This window comes from Mucilaginibacter sp. P5_A6 (assembly GCF_056400585.1).
In genome coordinates this window covers 41,403-65,706 of the sequence record NZ_JBFUKZ010000001.1, presented here as the reverse complement: position 1 = coordinate 65,706, position 24,304 = coordinate 41,403, and the positions used below count along the sequence as shown (strand labels likewise).

At 42.1% G+C, this 24,304-nt stretch carries 23 protein-coding genes; 16 read left to right on the top strand and 7 right to left on the bottom strand.

Annotation, left to right across the window (positions count from 1 at the left end; genetic code table 11):
• Positions 1–76: 76 nt before the first annotated feature.
• Positions 77–898, bottom strand: a complete 822-nt coding sequence (locus AC1DO4_RS00335; protein WP_477411871.1) for a class I SAM-dependent methyltransferase — start codon at positions 896–898, stop codon at positions 77–79.
• A 390-nt stretch (positions 899–1,288) separates the two neighbouring features.
• Here AC1DO4_RS00335 and AC1DO4_RS00330 point away from each other — a divergent pair, with 390 nt between their 5' ends.
• The 5 genes from AC1DO4_RS00330 to AC1DO4_RS00310 all read left to right on the top strand — a co-directional run bounded on the left by AC1DO4_RS00330 (position 1,289) and on the right by AC1DO4_RS00310 (position 5,733).
• Positions 1,289–2,107: an SDR family NAD(P)-dependent oxidoreductase gene (locus tag AC1DO4_RS00330; RefSeq protein ID WP_477411869.1), complete on the top strand. Its 819-nt coding sequence runs from the start codon at positions 1,289–1,291 to the stop codon at positions 2,105–2,107.
• 71 nt (positions 2,108–2,178) lie between these two features.
• Positions 2,179–3,069 (top strand): helix-turn-helix domain-containing protein, encoded by an 891-nt coding sequence (locus AC1DO4_RS00325; protein WP_477411867.1) that lies wholly within the window; start codon positions 2,179–2,181, stop codon positions 3,067–3,069.
• A 116-nt stretch (positions 3,070–3,185) separates the two neighbouring features.
• Positions 3,186–3,761, top strand: a complete 576-nt coding sequence (locus AC1DO4_RS00320; protein WP_477411865.1) for a Crp/Fnr family transcriptional regulator — start codon at positions 3,186–3,188, stop codon at positions 3,759–3,761.
• 68 nt (positions 3,762–3,829) lie between these two features.
• Positions 3,830–4,852, top strand: a complete 1,023-nt coding sequence (locus AC1DO4_RS00315; protein WP_477411863.1) for an NAD-dependent epimerase/dehydratase family protein — start codon at positions 3,830–3,832, stop codon at positions 4,850–4,852.
• A 230-nt stretch (positions 4,853–5,082) separates the two neighbouring features.
• Positions 5,083–5,733 carry a formylglycine-generating enzyme family protein gene (locus AC1DO4_RS00310; protein WP_477411861.1) on the top strand — a complete coding sequence of 217 codons (651 nt, stop codon included), beginning with the start codon at positions 5,083–5,085 and terminating at the stop codon, positions 5,731–5,733.
• 153 nt (positions 5,734–5,886) lie between these two features.
• On the opposite strand, the gene AC1DO4_RS00305 is transcribed toward AC1DO4_RS00310, so the two are convergent.
• Positions 5,887–7,257 carry a glycosyltransferase family 39 protein gene (locus AC1DO4_RS00305; RefSeq protein WP_477411859.1) on the bottom strand — a complete coding sequence of 457 codons (1,371 nt, stop codon included), beginning with the start codon at positions 7,255–7,257 and terminating at the stop codon, positions 5,887–5,889.
• 280 nt (positions 7,258–7,537) lie between these two features.
• Between AC1DO4_RS00305 and AC1DO4_RS00300 the strand changes: the two genes are divergently transcribed.
• From AC1DO4_RS00300 to AC1DO4_RS00255, 10 genes are all read left to right on the top strand, one after another.
• Positions 7,538–8,578, top strand: coding sequence for a methyltransferase (locus tag AC1DO4_RS00300; RefSeq protein WP_477411857.1), 1,041 nt, complete (start codon positions 7,538–7,540; stop codon positions 8,576–8,578).
• Positions 8,579–8,843: 265 nt separating this feature from the next.
• Positions 8,844–9,419, top strand: a complete 576-nt coding sequence (locus AC1DO4_RS00295) for a hypothetical protein (RefSeq protein ID WP_477411855.1) — start codon at positions 8,844–8,846, stop codon at positions 9,417–9,419.
• Positions 9,420–9,670: 251 nt separating this feature from the next.
• Positions 9,671–10,147 (top strand): CinA family protein, encoded by a 477-nt coding sequence (locus tag AC1DO4_RS00290; protein ID WP_477405015.1) that lies wholly within the window; start codon positions 9,671–9,673, stop codon positions 10,145–10,147.
• A 20-nt stretch (positions 10,148–10,167) separates the two neighbouring features.
• Entirely contained in the window at positions 10,168–10,365 is a 198-nt protein-coding gene (locus AC1DO4_RS00285; protein WP_477411853.1) for a KTSC domain-containing protein, read from the top strand.
• 228 nt (positions 10,366–10,593) lie between these two features.
• Positions 10,594–12,141, top strand: coding sequence for an FAD-dependent oxidoreductase (locus tag AC1DO4_RS00280; protein WP_477411851.1), 1,548 nt, complete (start codon positions 10,594–10,596; stop codon positions 12,139–12,141).
• Positions 12,134–12,604, top strand: coding sequence for a hypothetical protein (locus AC1DO4_RS00275; protein WP_477411849.1), 471 nt, complete (start codon positions 12,134–12,136; stop codon positions 12,602–12,604). Before AC1DO4_RS00280 ends, AC1DO4_RS00275 begins: the two co-directional genes overlap by 8 nt.
• Before the next feature lie 297 nt (positions 12,605–12,901).
• The gene (locus AC1DO4_RS00270; protein WP_477405023.1) at positions 12,902–13,060 is read left to right on the top strand and encodes a lmo0937 family membrane protein; all 159 of its coding nucleotides are present in this window, start codon (positions 12,902–12,904) and stop codon (positions 13,058–13,060) included.
• Between the two features lie 72 nt (positions 13,061–13,132).
• Positions 13,133–13,660, top strand: coding sequence for a low affinity iron permease family protein (locus tag AC1DO4_RS00265; protein ID WP_477411847.1), 528 nt, complete (start codon positions 13,133–13,135; stop codon positions 13,658–13,660).
• A 376-nt stretch (positions 13,661–14,036) separates the two neighbouring features.
• Complete coding sequence (locus AC1DO4_RS00260; RefSeq protein ID WP_477411845.1) at positions 14,037–15,620, top strand: hypothetical protein; 1,584 nt, start codon at positions 14,037–14,039, stop codon at positions 15,618–15,620.
• 216 nt (positions 15,621–15,836) lie between these two features.
• On the top strand, positions 15,837–16,784 hold the full coding sequence (locus tag AC1DO4_RS00255) for a class I SAM-dependent methyltransferase (protein WP_477411843.1): 948 nt from the start codon (positions 15,837–15,839) through the stop codon (positions 16,782–16,784).
• A gap of 70 nt (positions 16,785–16,854) precedes the next feature.
• Here the strand turns inward: AC1DO4_RS00255 and AC1DO4_RS00250 are convergent, their stop codons facing one another.
• From AC1DO4_RS00250 to AC1DO4_RS00235, 4 genes are all read right to left on the bottom strand, one after another.
• Positions 16,855–17,235, bottom strand: coding sequence for a YybH family protein (locus tag AC1DO4_RS00250; protein ID WP_477411841.1), 381 nt, complete (start codon positions 17,233–17,235; stop codon positions 16,855–16,857).
• 30 nt (positions 17,236–17,265) lie between these two features.
• A complete protein-coding gene (locus AC1DO4_RS00245; protein WP_477411839.1) occupies positions 17,266–18,036 on the bottom strand; it encodes an isocitrate lyase/PEP mutase family protein in 771 nt (256 codons plus the stop codon).
• An 84-nt stretch (positions 18,037–18,120) separates the two neighbouring features.
• Positions 18,121–18,933, bottom strand: a complete 813-nt coding sequence (locus AC1DO4_RS00240; RefSeq protein WP_477411837.1) for a DUF6597 domain-containing transcriptional factor — start codon at positions 18,931–18,933, stop codon at positions 18,121–18,123.
• Between the two features lie 56 nt (positions 18,934–18,989).
• Entirely contained in the window at positions 18,990–19,472 is a 483-nt protein-coding gene (locus AC1DO4_RS00235) for a YybH family protein (protein ID WP_477411835.1), read from the bottom strand.
• Positions 19,473–19,653: 181 nt separating this feature from the next.
• On the opposite strand from AC1DO4_RS00235, the gene AC1DO4_RS00230 reads away from it, so the two are divergent.
• Entirely contained in the window at positions 19,654–20,595 is a 942-nt protein-coding gene (locus AC1DO4_RS00230; protein ID WP_477411833.1) for a DUF5996 family protein, read from the top strand.
• A 132-nt stretch (positions 20,596–20,727) separates the two neighbouring features.
• Here the strand turns inward: AC1DO4_RS00230 and AC1DO4_RS00225 are convergent, their stop codons facing one another.
• Positions 20,728–23,979 (bottom strand): VIT domain-containing protein, encoded by a 3,252-nt coding sequence (locus AC1DO4_RS00225; protein WP_477411831.1) that lies wholly within the window; start codon positions 23,977–23,979, stop codon positions 20,728–20,730.
• Between the last annotated feature and the right edge of the window lie 325 nt (positions 23,980–24,304).

The window sequence follows — 24,304 nt, the reverse complement described above, 5'->3', positions numbered from 1 at the left end:
GTTCATAACCGTACGGTTACGTTCGTTTGTGTTACAGGGAGTTCAAGCAATTAGTGTTAAGTTATTAGTACACTGACTATTTCCGCGCCTGGCTGATTACAGCGCTTATTGGAGCGATCATGGGAGCAGCTCCGAATTTTTCGGCAAGTTCTTTTTCCACCTTAATTTTTATCTCGTCTATCCAGGTAGGATTACGCTTTTTGATCTCCTCATAAATAGGCCCCCACGCTACAAGACCGTTTGTTGCTTCTTTTGCGGTTGGACTGACGGCAAAAAGTTGTACTTTTTCAATTGATATTTTTGCAAACCCGGCATGCTGTAATAATGGTGTTATGACAGCTTCATCACTCATCGAGGTTGCCAGATTATAAGATTCGGGCAATGGCTCGTCCAAATATTGCTGTGCTATAGTTCTGCAGGAATAGGACGCAGCGTTATTCTCCAGCTTATCCCAGGTTGTAAATAAAAATAAGCCACCCGGTTTTAGCACCCGGTATGCTTCTGCAAATGCCTTTGGCTTATCCGGAACAAACATATACCCGAAGCAACAAATAACCATGTCGATACTATTGTCGGCAAAAGGAAGTTGTTGGGCATCTATATTTTGCCAGTCGATATCAAGATGGCTTAATTTTTTTTTGGCTACGGCCAACATATCCTCGCTAATATCTGAAGCGATTAGTTTTACCGGGGGTGGAATTCGTTCCCGGATATGGCGGGTAACACGGCCTGTTCCGGCCGCAATTTCCAGTACAATAGAAACCGGGGCCGGGTCAATTCGTTTTGCAACTTCTATAGCATATGGCTCAAAGTATAACGGACCAAAGAATTGATCATATTGAGTGGCAGTTTCTCCCGGCAAATCAGGGGAAGGAACTTTAGTCGAAGCATCATTCATGAATCATTGATTTTATATTTTAGCAAACGGCACAGCCGTTAGCTACGGCTACCGTTTCATTTGCATCGTTTTTCATAATCCGTCCCCGCGGGGTCTCTCGGATGCTATCAAGGTATGAAAAACAGCCTGAGATAATTTCACGCAAAAACGCTAAGGCGCAAATCAAAAATAAGCAAATCAATTGCGTCTCTGCGTCTTCGCGTGAAAAACCTTTTGACTTCCTGACATTGGAGACCGAGGGAACAGCATTTATCAATTTTCCCCTCATCATGACACTCCCATTACCATCCACCCTCACCTACGTAAAAATGTATCATTCTTCCCCACTTCCGTATAAATCGGGCGGCAAAAGGCACTCTACATTTGTGTCATAATTAAAACAACAAAACAATGGCAAAAACAATTTTTATTACCGGCGCCTCACGTGGCTTTGGTAAATTATGGGCCGATGCACTACTGCAACGCGGCGATAAAGTAATAGCAACAGCCCGCGACCTGCGTACCCTGGATGACCTGGTAAGCAAATACGGCGACAATATTTTACCCCTGCAACTGGATGTGAACGACCGTGCTGCCGGTTTCGCGGCCATCAATAAAGCAAAGGAACATTTTGGCAGTATTGACGTGTTGATCAATAACGCCGGTTACGGCTTATTTGGCAGCGTTGAAGAAACTACCGAGCAGGAAGCCCGCGAACAAATGGAGACCAACTTTTTTGGCTTGCTATGGCTTACACAAGCGGTATTACCTGTAATGCGCCAACAGGGGCACGGCCACATCATCCAGGTATCGAGCGTACTGGGCCAGGTTACCCTGCCTGTGCTGGGCTTATACAATGCCTCAAAATTTGCGGTAGAGGGCTTGAGCGAAACCCTGGCTGCCGAGGTAAAGGGTTTTGGCATTAACGTAACGCTGATAGAGCCTAACGGTTTTGCCACGGATTGGGCAGGTGCTTCATCGGCACATACCACCGAGATGCCGGAGTATGATGGCTTGCGGGCAGCTTTCCAGGCTGGCTTAACCGATGATATTTTTGGTATTCCCGAAGCAACTAATGATGCGGTGCTAAAGTTGATCGACAGTGAAAACCCTCCCCTGCGTTTATTCCTGGGCAGCCAGGCTTACCCCTGGATTAAACAGGTTTATGAAAGCCGTTATGCCGAGTGGGATAGCTGGAGCGAGGTATCGGCAGCAGCACACGGTAAATAAATATTTAATGGTATTATACTGACACAATTTACGCCGAAATTCGGCGTAAATTTGTTTAACCTTTTTTGATCATGCAGCATTTTAAAAATTTAGCCGATATGCACCGCTTCAACGGCTTTGCCCCGCCCGAGAACCCACTTATCAGCGTACAAAGATGCGTACATACCTGTTCGTTCGGCAACCGGGAGTTTACATCCGATTTTTATATGATAGGGTTTAAAAAGCTCAAGTCGGGCGTTATTATGTACGGCCGCACCCGGTATGATCATGATAACGGCAGCATGATGTTTGTAAAACCCCGCCAGATCATGGAATTTAACAGCGTTGAATATGAGGACGATGCCTTTGTCATCTTCATCCACGAGGATTTTCTGAACGGTCATATTTTGCATACCGAGATCAATAAATACGCCTTTTTTGATTACGAGGCCAACGAGGCGCTGCACCTTTCGCCGCAGGAAGAACAAACCATGTGGGACCTGTATCATAAAATAGATGCCGAATACCGCAACAATACCGACGAGTATAGCCGCGACATTATGCTTACGCACATTGATTCGATGCTCAAATATTCGCAGCGGTTTTACAAGCGCCAGTTTATCAACCGGCGCGAGCTATCGGGCAAAACGGTGTCGAAATTTAATGATGCTTTGGCCGCCTATTTTAAAAACGGCTTATTGGTTACCCAGGGCCTGCCTTCGGTAAGCACGCTGGCATCGCGCCTCAACCTATCTCCCCGTTACCTGAGCGATCTGTTGAAGCAGGAAACCGGCAAAACCGCCATCGAACTGATCCATATTTACCTGGTAAACGAAGCCAAGAACCGCCTCATGGGCGATGACCAAAGCGTATCTGAAATAGCCTACCAGCTCGGGTTCGAAAACCTACCCTATTTTTCAAGGCTTTTCAAAAAGGAAACCGGCATCAGCCCCAACCAGTTTAAAAAGCAATTGGTTAACTGAGATTGAAGTTTTCATTCCGCGGAGCAGACGAACATGCGAATACTTACCCGTGAAATGCTTTTCCGCAAAACAAGATCCTTCGGCAGAATCGTGTTATTTATTGATAACTTGGTGGTATGCACAAGCACTTACTAAATATAATATCTCAAAAGGGACCGCTAACAGCAGCTGATAATGATTTATGCAAAGCATGTTTTGAGCCGGTGTTGTTGCCTAAAAACAGAATTGTTGAACAAGCCGGATACATACCCCAATACTTGTATTTTGTTGTAAAAGGCTTTATGCGTATTTTTCATTACAATGAAAATGGCGACGAAGTAACAACTCATATTAATTGTCCGCCGGGCTTTTTAACTTCTTACTTTCATTTTATTAATCAAACTAAAGCTGATGAAAGTGTAGAATGTATTACGGAATGTGAACTGCTTAGGATCACAAAACCCAATTTAGACAGACTAACCAGTAAAAGCGCCGCGTTTAAAGATTTCAGTATTGAAGTATTTCAGCAGTCTATAGCTTACAACGAGAACCGTTCAAAAGAACTTGCCACATTAACAGCAGAGCAACGATATAAAAAACTTATCGAAAACTATCCGGCTATCATCCACCATGTCCCGGTGCAATACATAGCTTCGTTTCTGGGCATGAAACCCGAAAGTTTGAGCCGTATCCGCAAACGGATGCTTTCCTAACATTTGTCAAGTGGATTAGCTTTTATAGTTGGCAGATTTGAACCATTAATTATAGAAAAAATAAGCAAATGGAAAATCAGCAACTATCATTGGTTAACGGTGCAAATGGGCACCTTGGCAACAATTTAGTACGACTCCTGATCAGCAAAGGCATTGCGGTTCGTGCATCGGTAAGGAACATTAATAATAAAAAACCTTTTGAAGGTTTGGATTGTGAGGTGGTTCAATCAGACATTACTGATAAGCAATCGTTGGTGAGGGCACTGCAAGGTGTAGATACCTTTTATGCAGTAGGCGCCGCGTTTAAGCTCTGGGCCAGAGATCCCCAAAAAGAAATTTATGATGTAAATATCCGGGGCACCAGGAACATGATAGAAGCAGCCGCAGAGGCTGGGGTCAAAAGAATTGTATACGTGAGTTCAATAGCCGCGTTAAATTATACCACCATCCCGGCAAAGGAAAGTTACGGCTATAACCCAGATCGCAGGGATGTGTACTATAACTCAAAAAACGACGGCGAACAACTGGCTTTTAAACTTGCAAAGGAATTTAATATAGAGTTGGTAGCTGTATTGCCATCGGCTATGATAGGAGGTGAAGCTTTTGCGCCATTAAATGTATCGTACAATATTCTCAGGTTAATTCTGCAAAAGGAAATCCCGGTAGAAACTAATATTGCGCTTAACTGGGTAGATGTAAAAGATGTTGCCGAAGGTTGTTATTTAGCGGCAACTAAAGGAATCAACGGAGAAAGGTATATCCTGGCAAATGAAAAATGTACATCTATTAAAGATACTACTAAAATGGCACAACAGCTTTTCCCCGAATTTAAAATCAAATTACCGGTAGCAGTGCCAAAACTTATTTTATTTGTTATTGCCTGGTTAATGGAATTAGGAAGTAAAATGAATGGGAAAGCACCATTATTGAGCACTAAAGACATTGCTATGTTTTCAGGATTGCAACAGGACTTCTGTTTAACAAAATCGAGAAAAGAATTAGGCTTTAACCCCACAAATACCAACATGGTTGTAAAAGAATCAATGCAATATTTGATCAGGCATCAATTGGTGCAATTAAAGACCTCTTAAACCCGCGGGATTGTGCAAATCAATCATAAAAAAGAGTTTGGCTTTTGTAATGTGCGGCCACATTTTAACCCATCCATGGGAACAGCGTGGGAAAGATCATTTGAAAAGCCTTCAGATAAAACCCGGAGGCTTTTGTTTATTTTTTATACATTTAAAATTAATTGCAATACCGGTAAATTATAGTGGACAGCATTAACGATATTATAGACATTGAAAAAATAATTAGCGGAATGGTGCGAATTCCCTTAGGGGAAATTACTTTAAGAGATGATCGTATAAAGCATAGCTGGAAAGTAGAAATACAACCGTTTTTATTAGCTAAATATCCTGTAACACAGGCTATTTACTATGACATTATAAAAGAAAGCCCCAGTGTATTTAATGGGGATGAGAACCCTGTTGAAAATGTATCATGGAAAGATGCCGTATTGTTTTGTAATAAGCTTTCTATCAAAACAGGTCTTGAACCTTTCTATATTTTAGAGCCATCGGGCAATATCGTATATAATTTAAATACTGAAGGCTATAGACTTCCTTCTGAAGCGGAATGGGAATATGCCTGTAAGGCAGGCACGGATGGAATAAGGTACGGCGGGATTGATGACATTGCCTGGTACAAAAAAAATTCAGGACAAACAACGCATAAGGTTGGAATGAAAACACCAAATCCCTGGGGATTATATGACATGCTGGGTAATGTTTGGGAGTGGTGTTCTGACGTGTATGATGAAACCGTTTATGGCTCTTATCGCATTTTTCGCGGGGGTGGCTGGTGCGATGAAGAAAGGGGCTGTATGTCGACAAATCGCAGGCGAAGTCATCCAACAAGTTTTAAAATTGACGATTTGGGTTTCCGTATTGCACGATCCATCGGTGAGTAACCTGCCGCGCAATCCAATCAGCCATAAAAGAGTTCCCGTTTTGTTTCTAAGTGAATGGGTAAAGCTATAAGACCCTGATCTTTAACGCTTACGTTCACAGCTGTTAAGTAAGCTGGCCGAGACTCCTTAGTCCCGGCCGTTAATTAGATAAATTTAGATGGTTATCGGGTAACTTTTTAATTTATTACGATCTGTTGCGAAGCTGATTTTATCGATGTATGAAAACAAGAGAATGATAAGGGCAGGCATAGCGGGTAAAATTAGGCGGGGGTATTCGGAATATCCACCGATAATAGCTACTGCCACCTGTGCAAAAATTAGTAGCCACAATAACAGGCTAAACCAGGGTATTTGTTTTTTCTTGAGCCATCCGGTAATAATCATCATCAAAGTAACCACGATAAAAATATAGAGGATATTAAACGTCACACAAAATAACATGTACTCGATATTATTCATCCGAAAGGCCAGAAAACAGAGCTTATGATCGGCGTAATTGGTGAATATATTGAGTGTTTGTAAATCGATAAGTTTGCCACCGATAGCCAAAGCAAAAGCAACCGGCTGATTTTTAATACACGCCACGATGAATTGATGTATCCGGTCGGGTTCAAATTTCAGCATCACATTCTCGCCCTTACTGGGCTTCCCGGTGTTTTTTTGCTGCAGATCAAGATTAGCTTTTATGGCTGCGGTAATTTCGGGGTCATTACCATATTGATAAATATTAGCAATGACGATGACCGCCATTTCGTTATTATTACTTACCACGGAAATGCCGTTAAAATTGTGATTCTTTTTGTTTAGATGAGAATAACCCATTATTAACAACATAACAACTACAGAGGCAGTCAGCCCGGAAAGGCACATTTTCCAGTCTTTGCGGAAGAAAAGCAACCTCGAAATCCAAAACACAACAATCAACGGCAATAAATAAACAAATGATGGCCGCAACATGATGCAAACAAAAGCAAACAAGGTGAGCGCCCATGCCTTGCCACTGCCCGGCCGTTGCAGGTATTTAACCCCCATATAGATAACCAGCAGGCAACAGCTGATGGAGAGCGATTCGGTGAGCACCATCTTATCAAAATTGATGACGGGTAGCAGTACCCCATATAATAATGTTGCAGAAAATACTACGCCGCTTTGCTTGAAACAAATCTTCACCACATTATAAAACAAAATGATCGCGAGAAATGAAATAATGATTTGTGCAACAACCACATGATCCATCAAATTTTGCTCACCAAACAGCTTCACCAATTTGACAAAGTACGGGTACACCGGCGTACGCAGACGATCGGTTTCGCCTTTTAAAATATTGGCGGGGTAGTTAATATAAGTTGCTGTATCAACCGCACGGGTGGTTAATAAAACCGAATAATAAATTGCCCGCACAACGCCACTGACAAGTAAAATCCAAAACAATGGGGCAGTAATAATTTTTACCAGGGTATTATTCCACTTTCCCTTTTGGGCAAAAGCGTTCAGCTTTAAATGCAGATCGGTTTTTAGGCTCATTCTTTTTATTAATGGGTGACTTTAGTTGTATTCGTAACCGCTGGGCAAAAGGTTGCTTTGAAGTTCAGGAAGACACCAGTAATAACCATAATTAATTATTAGCCTTTTGGCGTCAAAGGGAAACTATAGAGGGGTGATTCGGCCGTTTATCAAATATTCTTTTATTCTTATTTCAAATTAAATCGCCGTATTTTAGATAACCCAATTTTTACCTGCCTCCCGGTAGCATTCCCTGGCAGGCAAACCAATTTATTAAACCGACAATTAATAAGATAAAAAAATGGAACAGCAAACTAACCAGCCATCACCAGAAAACATTATGAAAATTGGCACGGGCTTTTGGGCCTCAAAAATTCTTTTAACTGCAGTGAGTTTTCAATTATTCACCACGCTTGCCGAAAAGAAAACGATGAAGGCCAAAGAAGTAAAAGACATGTTGGGGCTTAAATGTACAGACAGGAATGTTTATGATTTTTTAGATGCTTTAACCGTGTTTGGTTTTTTAAAGCGTGAAGGCATTTTGGATACCGCTATTTATTCAAATACTGTGGACACAGATACATTTTTAGATAAAAACAAACCATCTTATATTGGAGGGATCCTTGAAATGATGAACAATCGTTTATATGCATTTTGGGGTAACCTCGGCGAGGGGCTGCTTACCGGGCTTCCGCAAAACGAAGCAAAAAGAAGTGAAGATTTTTTCGGTTTGATATACAAGGACCCTGAAAAATTAAAAGAATTTACCAATGCAATGACCGGTATCCAAATGGGTAATTTTATGGCCTTTGCTCAAAAATATGATTTTACAAAATATAAAACGCTGATTGATGTAGGCGGTTCGGCGGGGTTGCTTTCACTTATGGTTGCAAAACATAACCCCCATATGCATTGTACAAGTTTTGACCTGCCACCGATTGAGCCTATTGCAAACGCTACCATACAGCAATTTGGCTTATCGGATCGTGTAAAAACCGCAAGCGGCGACTTCTTCACAATGCCAATACCCAATGCAGACATTGTGGTAATGGGAAATATCCTGCATGATTGGGACGAAGAAAATAAAATATCATTAATGAGAAAAGCTTATGACGCACTCCCAGTGGGCGGGGCATTTGCAGCTATTGAAGGCATAATAGATGATGAAAGAAAGCAAAATGCTTTTGGCATGATGATGAGTTTGAATATGCTTATTGAAACAGGAACAGGATTTGATTACACATTTGCCGACTTTAACAGGTGGGCAAATATTGTCGGGTTTAAATCAACGTCAATCATTCCGTTAGCAGGGCCATCAAGCGCGGCAATAGCATACAAATAAAACCGCGTTAACATTGCCACCCTTGGCACAATTCGTGACCTGTGGCTTATGCAGTCCCCGCGGGTTCTCTCGGAGAGGAACCTGCGGTTGTACAAGGCCGTCGTGGTTCCCCAAAGCTGCGTTTGTGTAAGATGATCGCGAGTATTGTCCACTCAAGCCCAAATCGCTCCTGCAACTATAAAAGTCCGCTTTGATGTTTTTATATTAGTCCAATAATCATACTTCATATAATACCTTAGCCCAATCACACCTACAACCCCAAACCATGCCCGATATAAACGACAAGCTAACCACCCTCTACGAAATTTTGATTGATAACTCAGAGACGTTTGAGCAAGAGATAATTGACCTGATTAGCGAACCAAACAAAATAAACAGCTGCAATAGTTTTGCATCCTTAATGGTCCTCCTTAAAAACGCCAGGTTTATTGAACCACTGCTGCTACAAATTAGCCGTGGCGAAAAAGGTGACGTTTGGTTATGCGAATTTTTGTATGCCGCGAGTGGATTATTAGGAGAGCTTCCGGAAGACGAGGACTTTGACACGCCAAAGAACTTAGTTTCCAAATTGGGCTCATGGATTATTAATTACACGGGCGAACTTGCCTGGATGGCTGCGAGCTTGTTAAAATTCAGCCCGGGCAAATCGGCAGAAAAAATCCAGCTGCAAAAACTGGAAGAACGAGGAGATTTCTTTTTAACTTATGTTGAGTGTATTTCGGGGCTTTTACGTTACCATAAAAGCAAGTACCTCCCATTGGTAAAACAAATTGGGGCAGATGAAACAAGAGACATTAAACTGCGGGAGTTTTGTCAGGGTCTTATCGATAATGAACAGTAATGGTTGTATAATTAAATAGTCGCCATCCCTTTGTTACTGCAAGTACTTCCCGCTTAGCCCGATAGTTATCTCGGTGCTTTAAAATTAAAACCCACATTTCCCCCCTCATCGGCTCTATCCGCCAATTCGTCTATTCATTCCGGCCCAATGACGATTACACAAAGCGGTACCAGCACTAACGTTCTGATATTGACTGGTCAAACCTTTGGTACGGGATAACTGTTATTGAAGCAATAATATTTATTTATACCATGCCATCAAATTTGCTTATTAACTGCCAACGGTTACTTAAAGAACAACACCTTACTATTGCCTTTGCAGAAAGCGCGACTGCCGGCCGTCTTTCTGCTGAATTTTCCCTGATCCCGGAGTGCGGTGATATATTAAAGGGCGGTATTGTTTGTTACGACGCTTGTATCAAGCAGGATGTTTTAGGAGTGCCTGCAGAACTGGTAGAGAAATACACACCGGAATCGGCAGAAATAACCAAAGAACTTGCCGTACGGTTGGGAAATTTGATGAAGGCAGATATACAGGTAGCCGTTACCGGACTAACCATGCCCGGCGGCAGCGAAACACTTGAAAAACCCGTAGGCACAATGTTTATTCACGTTTGGATTAAAGGGAAGCACCTGGCCACCAGGGACGTTTATAAAGGATCGCCAGAAGAAATTGTATTGCAAACAATAGACAAGGTAGCGCAATTACTCATTAATGAACTATCCTGATCGTATTAAAAACTGTAGTCATGCCATCTTCAGTTATTTCGGTTATAAGCTATGATGCTGCTTCGTTGACATTAAAAATAACGTATGTATCTGGGGCAATTTATGAATATCACCACGTTCCGGAAACCATTTATAGGGAAATGAAAGCTTCGGGCGCTAAAGGAATTTATTTAAATCACCATATAAAAGGCAAATACCCGTTTGAAAAGATCGGTTAAATTATGAACTGTTTAATATGCCGATCCCCCGCCGTAACTCATATTGGAGTCCTTTATCGCCAGGTAGGCTCCAACACATTTATTCCATCTACTTGCTCTAAATTATTACGGGGTTAGGCCTGTCTTATCAGATGAAAAATATCTTTTTAATTAAGTTAATTTCCAATAATAACATTACATACTTTAAAAAAGAAAACAGAATAGCTCCTCCATTGTATAATTTTTAGCATGAAAACAAAAGCATATACATCCAATTCAAGAGATGGGCTTCGGGAAAGTCCCTGGCAGGAAGCTTTGCCCCCATTGGCAGCGGCGCACTCCGAATTTGATCCTGCTGCTATTTATGATTGCCTGGTAGCCGGAGGCGGCATTACCGGATTATCGGCGGCATTATTGTTGCAAAATGCGGGTAAAAAGGTATTGCTGGCAGAGGCCCGCAATATTGGTTTTGGAACCACCGGCGGCACCAGCGCGCATATCAATACCTTTGCCGACACTACATACAAGGAAGCAGAAGACGCGTTTGGAACAGAGGGCACCATTTTATTTGCAGATGCTATAAATGAAGGTTTCGGGATTATTAAGCAAAATATAAAAACGTACCGTATTGACTGTGATTATGAAAGCCGGGCTGGTTATTTATATGCCGAAGATGAAGACCAGGCCAAACAACTGGACGATGTATATGCAGGCGCCGTTAATGTAGGTGTGCCTGTCCAATACACGGATAATGTACCAACCCCCATACCATTTCAAAAAGCATTATTATTTGATGGCCAGGCGCAGTTTCATCCACTAAAATATTTACTCGGCCTGGAAAAGTCTTTCCTGGAAGCGGGAGGAACCATTTTAGAAAACACCAGGATCAATCAACTGAGCAGCGATAATGGCATCCATATAGCGGCGGCTGGTTTATTGCGTATTAAGGCTAAAAAAGTTATTTATTCAACCCATATCCCGCCAGGCATTACCTCATTTAATTTTCGTTGTGCACCTTACCGTAGTTACGTATTGGCTGTTAAGCTGAAAAGCGGTACCTATCCCAATGCGCTCATTTATGATATGGAAGAGCCTTACCATTACTTCAGAACACATATCATTGATGGCGAACCGCTATTGATAGCCGGCGGCAATGATCATAAAACCGGACACGATGATCCTGAAAAAGCTTTTGCCGACCTGGAAAAATATATTCGTAAACATTATAGTGTTTCTTCTGTGAAATATAGCTGGTCGTCCCAGTATTATGTTCCGGTAGATGGGTTTCCTTATATCGGCCAGATGCCCGAAGCTTCTGACGGTGTTTATTGTGCAACCGGCTACAACGGTAATGGCATGATGCTGGGTTCGGTAGCTGCTAAAATACTAAGCGATTTGGTATCAGGGAAAGAAAATAAGTATACGGCCGTTTTTAGCCCGGCGCGGATTAAACCAATTGCTGGTTTTACTGAATTTGTAAAAGAAAACTCAGATGTAGCTTATCATTTGGTAGCAGATAGATTTAATATACCTGAAACCGACTCTTTAAAGCGCCTGCGCCCTGATAGCGGTAAAGTAATTGAAGTGGATGGTAAAAAAATAGCGGTTTATCGCGATACCGCTGGAAACGTTCATGCCCTTAGCCCTGTATGTACCCATGCTGGGTGTATTGTAAACTGGAACCCGGAAGAAAAAAGCTGGGACTGCCCCTGCCACGGAACCCGGTATGATATAAATGGCGAAGTACTGAACGGCCCTGCTGATAAAAGCTTACAAAAATTCAAAAAGGATGAATAAGTTGGAGAAAATAGCGATTTCGGGCGTAGCCGGTACCAGCTTTATGACACTGTTCAGCTACCTGGTTTCGCTTATTGAAAAGGAAAATTATAGTGAGCCCGAGCATCTGGGCACACTAATACACCGCCTGCTACCAGGCACTAAAAAACTGAACCAGGCGCAGGGATGGGCTGCACATTATGCGGTTGGGTTAATATTTGCAGCGGCTTTTACCGAACTATGGGAACGGAAAAAGATAAAGCCCTCATTAAAGAATGCTTTAATACTTGGCAGTATTAGTGGCGCTTTAGCCGTTGGGGTATGGAAACTCACTTTTAAATTACATCCCGCTCCGCCGTGGATCAGGTATACTAAATACTATACCCAGTTGGTGCCCGCCCATTTTGTTTTTGCGTTGTTTGCAACAATAAGCTATCGTTTAATTAAACAAATAGAAAGCAAGGGTAACAGCACACACAATTAATGAGTGCTTATACCTACCGTTTTTAAACATCCCGGATAAACGGCCAACCTCATGGCGTCTTTTTCTGCCCATCCCGCCTTTGTTTTCTTATTTAAAACCATCCTTTGTTGTATAGCAATTTATACAGGGTTTTCTATCAAATGGTACAACAGCTTGCTTAACCCGCTATGCGATACAATGACGCCATTGGTTGACTTCTAATTTACCTATTATATAATTTCGTTTCGTTCAAATTTAATTCAAGCAAAAATTGGCATGGTTTTTACAATCTTATAAGTACATCAAACCATAAAAGCTATGAGATCATTATTGTATATCATCGCAGTTATCCTGATTATAGGATGGGCGATCAGTGTGTTTGCTTATTCAGCAACCGGTTTAATTCATGCCTTGCTTGTTATCGCAATAATTGCACTTTTACTTGGCATCATTCAAAGATCATCTTCAACAATTTAAGCTGAACATATGTCATTTAAAAAGTATTAACGCGGGTTAACAGCCCGCGTTTTATTAAATAAGCAGAATACAATGGAAGCAACCTCATCTGAGCCAAAGAAGAATATATTTGAACAATTTGCCAATGCCGTTACCAGTTGGACCGGCAGTTCTTCGGCATTTATTTTAGCCGCGCTTACAATCGTGGTTTGGGGAGCAACCGGCCCGGTTTTTCATTATTCAGAAACCTGGCAGCTGGTGATCAATACAGGTACTACTATCATTACGTTTTTAATGGTCTTCCTGATCCAGAAATCGCAAAACAAGGAATCTAAAGCGATCCAGTTAAAACTAAACGAATTGATAGCTGCCAACCGGTTTACCAGTAACCGGATGGTAGACGTGGAAGACCTTACCGAAAATGAACTGGATGAGCTGCGCGCCTTTTATGCCAGAGTATCCAAGCTTGCAGAAAAAGACCGCGATATTCACCAATCACATTCCATTGATAAAGCAGAACGCCTTGAAAAAAAGAAAAGGGAAATAAGGAAGGTAACCAGGAATAATAATGAAAGAAATACCCATGAATCTTCTCCAGGCCAAAAAATGGATGACTTATAATTATTAAAAACCATATTGTACTGCATAAAATAATTTACCGTCTCCTCGGGTTTTCTCACCGGTGAGCTTGCCACTGTTTTAAGCCCAAAGTGTTCCCAAAACCGCGTTTTGCAAAGTGATTGTGATACCGAAAAACCATATTGCAGCGCACAGCCAGCCACCGCCAAAAACGTAAAACCTAACCTACCCTGATTTACACCGGCCACAGCCGCTCTTTACCCTTTTTACTGCCTTAAATAAAGGGTAAATAAACCCTTCTAAATACCCCATAAACCACCATGCCTGCCCATGGCCTTCCCGCTACTTTTACTTCATCAGGGATCACCAATATCCCGAATTGAAAAAAAAATTTTAAAACACTTAACACATCAAAAAAATGACAAACGAGAAGAACGGCAATCTGGATGACATTCATCAGTATGCTATTGCAACAGGAAAGAATTTTTCTGTTGAAAAAGGAGCGGGAGCTTTCAGAGGGGTACAAACGGTAGTAAACCTGGGACTATTAGCTTCACCGCTTGAGTTTAGTTCCATTAAACCATCAGAGCCAACAAGCCCCGAAACGCGGTATAAAGTTGCCGCCTGTACCAGCGTATACAAACGCGACGAACTGCAGCGTGCTTCTACAGAAATTACCGGTTCGTACGGTGCGGCATCTGGTTCTGTAGCTGCCAGTTATGTTAAAAATATCAGCATATCAGAAACGTCGTCGAGCTATGTGGCGTTTTTCCGCAAGTCATACGGGCATGTGCACCTTAACAGCGATGCCAAGTTAACCGCCGATGCCATCACCTTATTAAAAAAAGACGCGAGACAATTTATAGCAAAATATGGTACCGTGTACATATCTGCCTACCAGCTGACTACCGAGCTTTACGGCGAGGTAAAAATTGATGCCTCCAGCATGGCCGATAAGGTTAAAATGGACGTGGCAGTTAGCGCATCGTACAACTCACTTTTAGATGCCAAAGGCAATTTTGAGAGCGACCTGCAAAAATCACAGGCCAAATACAACATGTCTGTTATGGTGAATACTATGGGTACCGATATACCAGGTGGCTCATCAATAAAGGAAATGGCCGAGGCTGTTGCCAAAATCAGAGAACAGAATACGCCAAACCTGGCAATCCTTACTGAGGTTACACTTACCAGTTGGATGCACCTGGCCAACTTTGCAAAAAACGTTAACAACGATGATGTAAAACTGTTTGATTGCCGCATTACGCCTGCACAGTTAGATTTGCATAGCGCAAATTACGAACGCGTAGAATGGATGGCCAATTTCACAAAGGAAAGCATAGAGAACCTGGACAATAAACTGGTTAGACAATGGCATGTTGACGACAAACCACAAAGGACCGAGAAGCTTAAAGAAGCAAGAGGTTTTGCAAACGATTGGGTAAACAAACTTTCAAAAATCACCGAAGAAGAGGTTGCAAAACCAGATTTCATTAAAGACCTTACTAACGCGATCATCCAGGTTCAGGAAGAAAAAATTGTACCAGCTTTAAAATTGCACCCTTTCAAGTTTAACATAGTGGCATCGATTGCTTCCAGTTACGACGGATATAGGCCGCTAATGTTTTACCGATTCTATGTAAAGGTTGACCCGAACGATAAAATCGCTGTGGTTGAAACTGTTATTGATGTAGATAATGATCATAGTAATTGCAGGCATTTTCATGGTCACCTGCATGCTAAATATACAGATGGCAGCCAGGGTAAAGACGGCACCGTAATAAAACCAACCCTTAGCTTCAGTAACTGGTGGGATCGTACCTGCGGCGGCACAGGCTGGTCAAACACGGTTACCTTTAACAATGGCACAAAAGAAAAGTGCGAATTGAACTACAATGATACCGTAAGAACCAATATTGAATACGAGTTTACACTCGGAACGTTAAAGACATTGCCTTCTGGTAATGAAGATAATGTAACCGAATTAGCGTACACATACTAAAATAACATCCAAGCCATATCTGCTTGTAGATTTTATGAGCAAAGCCTGTAGATTAACTTCTGCAGGCTTTCATATTTTTGTTTAAGCCTCCCCCACTTAACGCAAAATCATACGAGGCTGCCTGCGGGTTGATGACCAGCGATTTATTTTAGATTTTTGTACCGCCGGGGAGCAAAAAAATTCCGGGCCAATCATACTTAAAATCAAAGCACCAAATTGACTAAAAAGGAACCAGGTATTATTAATGCTGATAGCCCGGCAACAACGGCTATGTATGAAATACAATCATATATAGAGGAAATAGAAAAAGATACCCTGCTGCGCCAGGAGAAAAACTTTGATAAGCGGATGGAGGTTATAGATTTCATCGGTTTCCGGGTTATTGATCAGATTGAAGAACTCCTGCAGAAAACAGGAGAACCAGACAAACTGCTTTTGCTGAAATACTGGGTTGAAAAAGTAAAGGCCGAACTGGAAGAAATTGATATTAACCTGTTTCAAAAACTGCAGGCAAAGATCAGGACAGGGAGATATACAGGAAAAGAATTCAAAAACCTGGTTAATGAATACACCGGTTTTAATTCAGACCATAAACACCAGGAAGAACCAGGTTATGATAACCTTGATGTTTTTATCAACGGTTTATTCCCCCTTCAGACTATGCCGGAGCAGACTAAAGATTTAGCGCCGGAAATGGTATACTACCAAAAAACGTCTGCCAGGATCGTTTTCGAACTTGCAGAGAAATCCCATTTCACGAAAGACGATGTTTTTTTTGATTTGGGCTCAGGCCTGGGCCAGGTAGCCATCCTGATTAATCTCCTCACCGGGGTTACAGTCAAGGGTGTAGAGTTTGAGCCGGCCTTTTGCGATTATGCGGCCGATTGCGCGGCAGCGCTCAATTTATCCAACGTGACCTTTATAAATGTCGACGCACGGAAAGCAGACTATTCTGAAGGGACTGTATTTTTTATGTTTACGCCTTTCATGGGTGAAATGCTGCAGGAGGTTTTAGAGATCTTGAGGAAAGAATCGTTGCAGAGAAAAATCAAGATTATTACCTACGGACCTTGCACGGCCCAGGTAGCTTTACAAAGCTGGCTTGATTTTGCTACCCCGAAAGACAATAATAGTTATAAGCTGGCTGTTTTTACCAGTTTATAAAATGAATGTACCAGGCCCGGCTCCTATAAAGAAGACAGGGACTGACACATCATTTGCAGGCTATTCTTTTTTAAGCCAGCAAGTTAGCTTCAGCGCCAAATGCCTGGTCTATTACTATTTTCCAGGTACCATCGGTCTGTTGTTTCATTACTTCGATGCCTTTGGCAGCTATTTTTACTTCACTGCCATCGGTAATGCTCCATTCAGATCGCCCCAGGGCAATATCGCCTGTTTGAAGGCAATAAACGGTTTTAATTTCCATTTTGCCTTTAATGGATAAAATGGCTTTTATCGATTGTTCAAATTGATCTTTGCCGGATACCGGCTTGTTTGGTTCAGGTACAATAATACCTGTAACATCGTACATGCTCATTACTGTGGCTACATCGCCAGTGTTAAACGCGGCGGCAAGTGTGGCATGAGCATCCTGTGCTCTTGTTGGTAGGTTCATCTTTTTTTGCTTTTATTGGTGAATAGAAAATTATGACAGAATGGATGAGAAGTTTTGATCGCTAATGACAGCCTTTGCCAGTTTCCCGGCGGTATCATAAACTTTGTTAAAAAGAAATGGCCCCATGCTAATCCTTTTTACACCCAGGCCCCCCAGCTCTTCGAAACCTGGCAAATCGGGCATACACATAACATTAATGGGAAGCTTGGTGGCGTTCACCACCGCCTTAATGTCATCCCCGTTGGTGATACAGGGCACAAAAATCCCGCTGGCGCCCGTGTTTTCGTAGCTCTTGATCCGGGTGAGCGTTTCTGAAAGTGCTGTTGGCAAGCCTAAAAGAAATCCATCCGTCCTGATGTTTAAAAACAATTTCAAATTGTTCCTGTTGATATGGTCAGCTATGGCCGCAAGGATTTTTTGAAATTCATCAACAGGCAATAAATTACGGGTAGCGCCGGCAATCGTATCTTCCAGGTTTATGCCAGCCACACCGGCATCATGCAGTTTATTTATATTGGTGATAACACCTGCTATTGTGCGGCTATAGCCGCCTTCCAGGTCTACCGAAAAAGGGATATTAACTACCTCAACCACCCGTTTGGCTAATTGCAGCAAGATTTCGAAGGGCAGGTTTTCTCCGTCTTCATAACCCCATGAATTTGCCAATGCCTGGCTGGAAACGCCAATAGCTTTATAACCATTGGCTTCAAATAGTTTTGCACTATTTACATCCCATATATTGCCTAACAGGAAAGGCGTTGGGTTTTGGTGCAGCTGCGAAAATGTTTCGAAAGTATTCATACAATAAATGTTTAATATTTAATTATACCAAAGGTATGGCAGTGGTAAATCTTAAAATTGTATAAACCGGAACCGTTTGAAATTTTATTGAAGTAACAGCTGGTTAACAGGAGTTATGTTTTCCATGTACGCTGAGGGTGTAAGGCCGGTAAAAGATTTAAAATCCCTTATAAAGTGTGATTGGTCGAAATAACCGGAGCTATAGGCAATGGCAGTAAAAGGCTGTTCGTTTTTGGCAATAAGCTTAAGGCTGAACTGGAATCTGTTTATTTTATTGAACGATGTTGGCGAGAGGCCAGTATTCTGGTAAATTAATTTGTGCAGGTAGCGTGGGGTAATACCGTGTTTCGCTGCAATATTACCAAGGTTATTTTCTGCCGGGTTCTTTTTTATGCTTGATAAAATATGGGCTACTTTATCAATCTTAAAAGATCTTTTTTCGCTGCTTATTAATCTTTTCAATAAAAAAATCTCTATCAGCTCTATCCTTTTATCCTGTTCTTTTGTTTCTAAAAGCTGCGCGTGTAAAGTTTTTGCCGGGCTGCCTATGATATCAGTAAGATCGGAGATCTGGTCGTTAAATACCCCTATTTCGTCATTAAAAAAATAAGCTGCGGAATGCGTAAAAAATTTAATTCCCAACATGGTATGCCTGCCCTTTGACCTGATAGCAAGGGGTTTTGTGATCTGTCCCCATAATTCTATTGGCGGGGTTTTGAGGAATTTATTTTCAACTGACGATTCCCACGTACCTTCACCCAGGTTAAAGATCACTTCCATATCGCCGCTTGGAAATACGGTGTCCTCAAATTCAATGTCCGAATCTGATTCAAAGATATAATAGTGCCTGATGTAAGGCTTTAAAATATCTGATGGAAAAAAATGCTTAAATTCCATATCGTGAATTTATGATTTTTATATTTCTTTTACATCAACAGCAATAGCAGATATTTCTATTTATTCCTGTCGCTGCTGAAAGAATCCCTGAACATTTTCCAGCCTTTTGCAGTTTTCTTCCACAATACCAGGAATTTACCTTCATCAAACAGTTTATTATTAATATCAAACGACTGCCAAAACCCCACTTCGGTTACAAATTCTTCACCATCGCCAAAAACATCAATGGTAATAAACTTACCATTCCTGAGACCGATTTGCTCATAAGCTATTTTAAAAAATTTGAGCGGCGCTTCTGTACCGCACATTGCCGGTGCATTTGGTGGCATAATCCAGCAATCTTTTGCATAGCGATCAATAAATATGGATGAATCGCCTTTTGCAAAAGCCTGGAAATAGATGCTGTTACTTTCGGCTATCGCTTTCTTAGCCTCTTCAAGGCTGGTGTTTTTCTTTGCTTGCTGCGCATCACAATGGCTAAACAAAAATAGCAGGACAAGTAATTGCATCGCAGCGGGAATATTGTTTCTATTGATCATAACATTAACTTAATTTGAATTTATTTATCAAAATTACCGCTGCTATCGGCCTTAAAATTGTACAAATCGGAACAAGCATTTAGGTTTATCGCCGATACTTTCACCGTACCATTTTTCCATATCCGTCTCCCGTCAAAACATAATAGGGCGTCCCCTGTTTACCCTTTAAAATTTCAGTCCCATGACCGATCAACCTACATCAACCTGGCCCGTTTTGGCTTACCACGATCTGAAGGAAACAATCGCCACAGCACATATGTATACCCAGATAGTTGGTAAAATAAGGCTGCAGAAAATGCCCTGGATCAATCATTCATGGCAGGTAACGCTGTATGTAAGTTCAACAGGGCTAACTACAGGCAGTATGCCCTATGATGGCGGCGTTTTCCAGATAGACCTGGATTTTATCAACCACCAGGTACAGATCACTACCAGTGAAGGGATCAGGCTTTATTTTGCACTTGGTGGCCAAACAGTGGCCGGTTTTTATGGTGAACTGATGGATAGTATTCAAAAAGCAGGTGTAGAGGTAGCTATTTACGCGGTACCAAACGAGGTAGACCCCGCTATACCATTTGCTGAAAACCATGCACCCTGCGGTTACAACGCCGCGGTGATGCATAATTTTTGGCAGGCTTTGGTCAGGATCCATAATGTATTTACCGATTTCAGGGCCGGTTTCCAGGGCAAAAACAGCCCGGTACACTTTTTTTGGGGCGCATTTGACCTGGCTGTTACACGTTTTTCGGGCAGACCGGCGCCATTGCACCAGGGGGCTATGCCCAATATACCAAAAGAGGTGATGCAGGAAGCTTACTCACAGGAGGTAAGCTCATGCGGTTTCTGGCCGGGCTCAGAGGAGTTTCCGCACCCTTCTTTTTATTCGTACTGTTACCCTGCACCGGATGATTTTGGCACTCAACAGGTGGCACCGCCGGAAGCGTTTTATAGCAGCGAAATGGGTGAGTTTTTTTTAACCTACGAAGCCGTACAACGATCTGCCAAACCAGAAGAAACGTTGCTGAAATTTATGCAATCTACTTATGATGCAGCCGCCAAAACCGGCAACTGGGACAAAAACCTTCAATGCGACCTGTCCAAGCTGAAAAATAGCCGGGATTGATAAGGGATGAAAGAAACTTTTGCAATTGCGAGGCATAATTCGCGAAAATCTGAAGATGCTGTGTTTCTCTAATCGTGCAAAAACTTACGAAGATTTGAAACTTCGTAAGTTTGGTGCTAAGGTTAAAACCCTTTACTTAAAATCCAGATCTCCGATATATACCGCTCCTTTCGAATCCTTTTTCATTTGTAATACAATAAGCTCCTTTTTTTCCTGTGGGGTTCCGTAATGGGTAAATAGTTCGGCCATAATGGTTGTCGGCCCCGCAATGGTTGCCTGCCTGTCGCCATAATAGTTAATCTCAATTTTGTAGGTGCCTTTTATCGCCTTTTTTAATAAAAACTGCTCCGGGCCAAATCCCTGGGTCATGTCATCCGAAATGCGTCCGCCAATTTCGGTGCGGTTGTGGCCGTAGTAACATTTCTCGTTATTCGGATCGGTTACCCAAAGGTCAATATCGGTATTATTCATATTCCAGTCCATTACTATGCGGATATCTGCCGGTAAGGACTTTATAACTGTTTTAGAAATTGCAGAAAGATTAAGGCGCTCTTTATTTAAGGCGATGATCCTGTTTATTTCGGGTAAAAATATTTCCTGTATGCCATTATAAAGGCCGTCGGCTTCGGCCGTATAACTCTTTTTCATGGCAGCATAAAGTACATCTAAAGCCTTCTGGTGTTCGCCGGCATCCTCCAAAGCCAGGCCATAATCGCGGTAACTTTGCGGATCTAAGGGGCGCAATTCGGTAACTTTTTTAAAGGCAAATACCTCACCCTCGAAATCTCCGGTTTGTTTTAATTTATAGCCCAGCATTTTATATAGCTCATAGCTGCCCAGGTCTAACTCGGCCAAATTACTTAATATGCGCTGGCCCAGTTCTTTGTTCCCGGTTTTTATAAAATAGTCGGCCACATCAAAATAGTAAACAGGGTTGCCGCTAAAGGCCTGCCTTAACTCCAGGTACTTTTGATACTGCCCGGTTTTGGCTGTTTTTTGGATAGTTTTTAAATAATCGGCATTTGCTGGATTGTAGGTAATATTGATTCCCTCTTTTTGTTTTAATTGGCTAACAACAGAGTCGGGGTTGGCTGCCCGGCCATTTTTAGTAGTTACCACAATTACTCCATTTGCGGCTCTAACACCATAAATGGCTGTTGTATTGGCATTCTTTAATACATTTATTGATGCAATATCATTAGCATTAACATTGGGTGGATTGCTGGTTGCCACTCCATCAACAACGTACAATGGCTGCGTGTTACCCACGCTGGAGTTACCACGAATAAGTACTTTGTCGGCTGAACCCGGAGTACCTGGATTTACCGATAAACCTGCTACCCGCCCTTGTAAATAGGCCGGTTGTATTGCTTGCACAGCCCCTGTTGCAGATGTTTTTCTTTGTCCTCCGTATCCAATCACAACAACTTCATTAAGCTGGCTGGAGCCTGGTGCCGCCTGGTTTGCTTTATACCTGGCTACCTCGTTTGTTGTTGCCTGCCTCACATCCGTATTTCCTACGGGTTCATCTATAACCACAGCTGCAACTGCAGCAACTGTATTTTGACGAGGTGTTTTCCTGTTCCTGGGCCTGGGTTTAACCTCATGCTTAATATCGGCATTCCACCATTGCGTTAAGTCCTTTAGCATATATTGAGCAGTGCTAAGGTTTTCTCGTTGAGGTTGCACATTATTGGGTGCCCTTTGCTTCATAATGGCATCATACTGTTCGCGCAATTCGGCAGGCGGTTCAATCCCGTATTGAATATAATCGTGCACGGTTTCTAAAACAATGAGGGACGTGTTGCGGGTTACTATACCAAAACGTTTACCTAATGATTCGATGTCCTGCCGGTTGTTGTCGTAGTTAATATCCAGTTCGCTTATCTTTTTTTGCGCCCATAGTTTGGCCACATCAACATCTTCAACCGCGTTTTTTGCCAGGTCGAGCGTGATGACTTTTTCGTAGCTCACTTTATCGCCATAACCATATTGTAAAGTGATGGCCTGGTTAGGGTTTCGCGTAATACCTGCAATTGAAAATGTACGGCCGACCGCAACCGGCAAAGAAGGGTAATTTTCTTCGACTGAAGCACCGGCCTTTATCCCTAAAAAATGCAGCGGCTGCGTAGTTAAACTTTTTAGCGCCTTGTCGTTATCATCCCTGGTAAGGTCAATAAGTTCGCCATGCGTTTTCAAGGCTATCAGTTTCAGGTTACTATAATCGGCCGATGCTGATGAATTGATACAATAAACAGGTTTGCTACTCAATTTTATGGTCTTTTCGCCAAAGGTTTGATGCCCATCGCTCATTAATAAAAACTCGTCTGCCTGGTATTGCGCCAAATTGATGTTTCCCAGGTTGGTAGCCCCGTCATAGGTAATATGTTCCAGGTCGTTTTTAAGTGCCAACCAATTACCATTACTGATGCTATATGCTTTAGTGCTTAAAATGGCGTTACTAAAGCTTACCAAAGTAATTTCGGCATTATTTATCTTTCTGAAATAAGCATCCAGCAGGGCAAATTCCTTTTTGCTGTCGCGGTTGGCACCGCTTAACGATGCATCCCACAATAAACCGATGCGGTGAGGGGCGGGCTTGTTTATAATTTTAGCCTGCAGTGTAGTGTTGACGAAATAATAATACTTATTACCTTGAGCCTGTAACATTACCTCATTTGCATTCAATGGTTTTGGTATCGAGAAAGACAGGGAATGATCAGGTGTATAGTTGATTTTTTCGATAGAGGCAGTATAGGTATTTTGATGGTTATCAAATTGCAGGTTATCACCATTGGAGTTATCGGTAACCGGGGCCGTTATGCTTTGAATTACAGCCGCGTTAAGCGAAAACTTATCTACCGTATCTTTTACATTGAGGGGTAAAGTAAATTTCAGATTGCCGTTATCTGCCAGCGGGATCTCTTCTTCGTAACCAATAATTACAGTGCGCGTGCTGTGCGGATTAATGGGATAAATACGGGTACGAAAAGTGTTGCCCTCAACTTTTTCCAGCAAACCCGGATCAACCCTGCGGCGTTCAATAGCCTCAAAAACTACCGTACCCTTCCCCCTGTCAACCGGAACGGCCTCGCGCATTTTGCCGTTAATATCTAAAGCATACCGGCTGATGCTTACGCCATCTTTAAGCGGAAAAGTTAATGTGCCTTCCAAAATACGGGACGTGGTATTAAAGAAAGTCATTTGCCAGGTGGTACGGCTGATATTACCGTAAATGGCAACGTCAATTTTTAGTTGCTGCAGCTTTACGCCGTTATTGCTTTTACCATCTACAGTAAGTTGCGGGCTTTGGGCAAAGGCAGTTGATACCTGTAGTACTATGAATACAGTTACCGATAAAAAAAATAAATTTAGTCTTTTCATGGATTGCTTATTTCCTGTTAGATGCAGGGATTATAAACATTCCATAAAATGATTTAAAATTATCTCTCCTCCCTCCCTACAGGATCTCTCATCGGGGTCGTGTTTGCAGCATGCCGGGTTAATTTACGGCGGCGCCATAGCTATACAAACTCCGCAATAAAGGTAAATACTCATGAAAAACAGGTAAAAACACGGGGGTTTAAAAACAGGTATTTACACGCTTATCTGCGGTAGTATTTAAAAGCAACTTTGTTATGCAAAAGCTTTTGAAAAGTGGAGATCAGCTACCACTCAAAAAAACGGGCTTACCTGTAAATGCATCGTT

Bases quoted from the DNA above. Each gene is read 5' to 3' on its own strand.
- AC1DO4_RS00230 (WP_477411833.1), top strand. From the start codon at position 19,654: ATGACCGATCAACCTACATCAACCTGGCCCGTTTTGGCTTACCACGAT.
- AC1DO4_RS00330 (WP_477411869.1), top strand. From the start codon at position 1,289: ATGGCAAAAACAATTTTTATTACCGGCGCCTCACGTGGCTTTGGTAAA.
- AC1DO4_RS00315 (WP_477411863.1), top strand. From the start codon at position 3,830: ATGGAAAATCAGCAACTATCATTGGTTAACGGTGCAAATGGGCACCTT.
- AC1DO4_RS00290 (WP_477405015.1), top strand. From the start codon at position 9,671: ATGCCATCAAATTTGCTTATTAACTGCCAACGGTTACTTAAAGAACAA.
- AC1DO4_RS00320 (WP_477411865.1), top strand. From the start codon at position 3,186: ATGCACAAGCACTTACTAAATATAATATCTCAAAAGGGACCGCTAACA.
- AC1DO4_RS00245 (WP_477411839.1), bottom strand. From the start codon at position 18,036: ATGAATACTTTCGAAACATTTTCGCAGCTGCACCAAAACCCAACGCCT.
- AC1DO4_RS00235 (WP_477411835.1), bottom strand. From the start codon at position 19,472: ATGATCAATAGAAACAATATTCCCGCTGCGATGCAATTACTTGTCCTG.
- AC1DO4_RS00260 (WP_477411845.1), top strand. From the start codon at position 14,037: ATGACAAACGAGAAGAACGGCAATCTGGATGACATTCATCAGTATGCT.
- AC1DO4_RS00335 (WP_477411871.1), bottom strand. From the start codon at position 898: ATGAATGATGCTTCGACTAAAGTTCCTTCCCCTGATTTGCCGGGAGAA.
- AC1DO4_RS00295 (WP_477411855.1), top strand. From the start codon at position 8,844: ATGCCCGATATAAACGACAAGCTAACCACCCTCTACGAAATTTTGATT.
- AC1DO4_RS00310 (WP_477411861.1), top strand. From the start codon at position 5,083: ATGGTGCGAATTCCCTTAGGGGAAATTACTTTAAGAGATGATCGTATA.
- AC1DO4_RS00300 (WP_477411857.1), top strand. From the start codon at position 7,538: ATGGAACAGCAAACTAACCAGCCATCACCAGAAAACATTATGAAAATT.
- AC1DO4_RS00305 (WP_477411859.1), bottom strand. From the start codon at position 7,257: ATGAGCCTAAAAACCGATCTGCATTTAAAGCTGAACGCTTTTGCCCAA.
- AC1DO4_RS00250 (WP_477411841.1), bottom strand. From the start codon at position 17,235: ATGAACCTACCAACAAGAGCACAGGATGCTCATGCCACACTTGCCGCC.
- AC1DO4_RS00280 (WP_477411851.1), top strand. From the start codon at position 10,594: ATGAAAACAAAAGCATATACATCCAATTCAAGAGATGGGCTTCGGGAA.
- AC1DO4_RS00265 (WP_477411847.1), top strand. From the start codon at position 13,133: ATGGAAGCAACCTCATCTGAGCCAAAGAAGAATATATTTGAACAATTT.
- AC1DO4_RS00325 (WP_477411867.1), top strand. From the start codon at position 2,179: ATGCAGCATTTTAAAAATTTAGCCGATATGCACCGCTTCAACGGCTTT.
- AC1DO4_RS00225 (WP_477411831.1), bottom strand. From the start codon at position 23,979: ATGAAAAGACTAAATTTATTTTTTTTATCGGTAACTGTATTCATAGTA.
- AC1DO4_RS00240 (WP_477411837.1), bottom strand. From the start codon at position 18,933: ATGGAATTTAAGCATTTTTTTCCATCAGATATTTTAAAGCCTTACATC.
- AC1DO4_RS00270 (WP_477405023.1), top strand. From the start codon at position 12,902: ATGAGATCATTATTGTATATCATCGCAGTTATCCTGATTATAGGATGG.
- AC1DO4_RS00275 (WP_477411849.1), top strand. From the start codon at position 12,134: ATGAATAAGTTGGAGAAAATAGCGATTTCGGGCGTAGCCGGTACCAGC.
- AC1DO4_RS00285 (WP_477411853.1), top strand. From the start codon at position 10,168: ATGCCATCTTCAGTTATTTCGGTTATAAGCTATGATGCTGCTTCGTTG.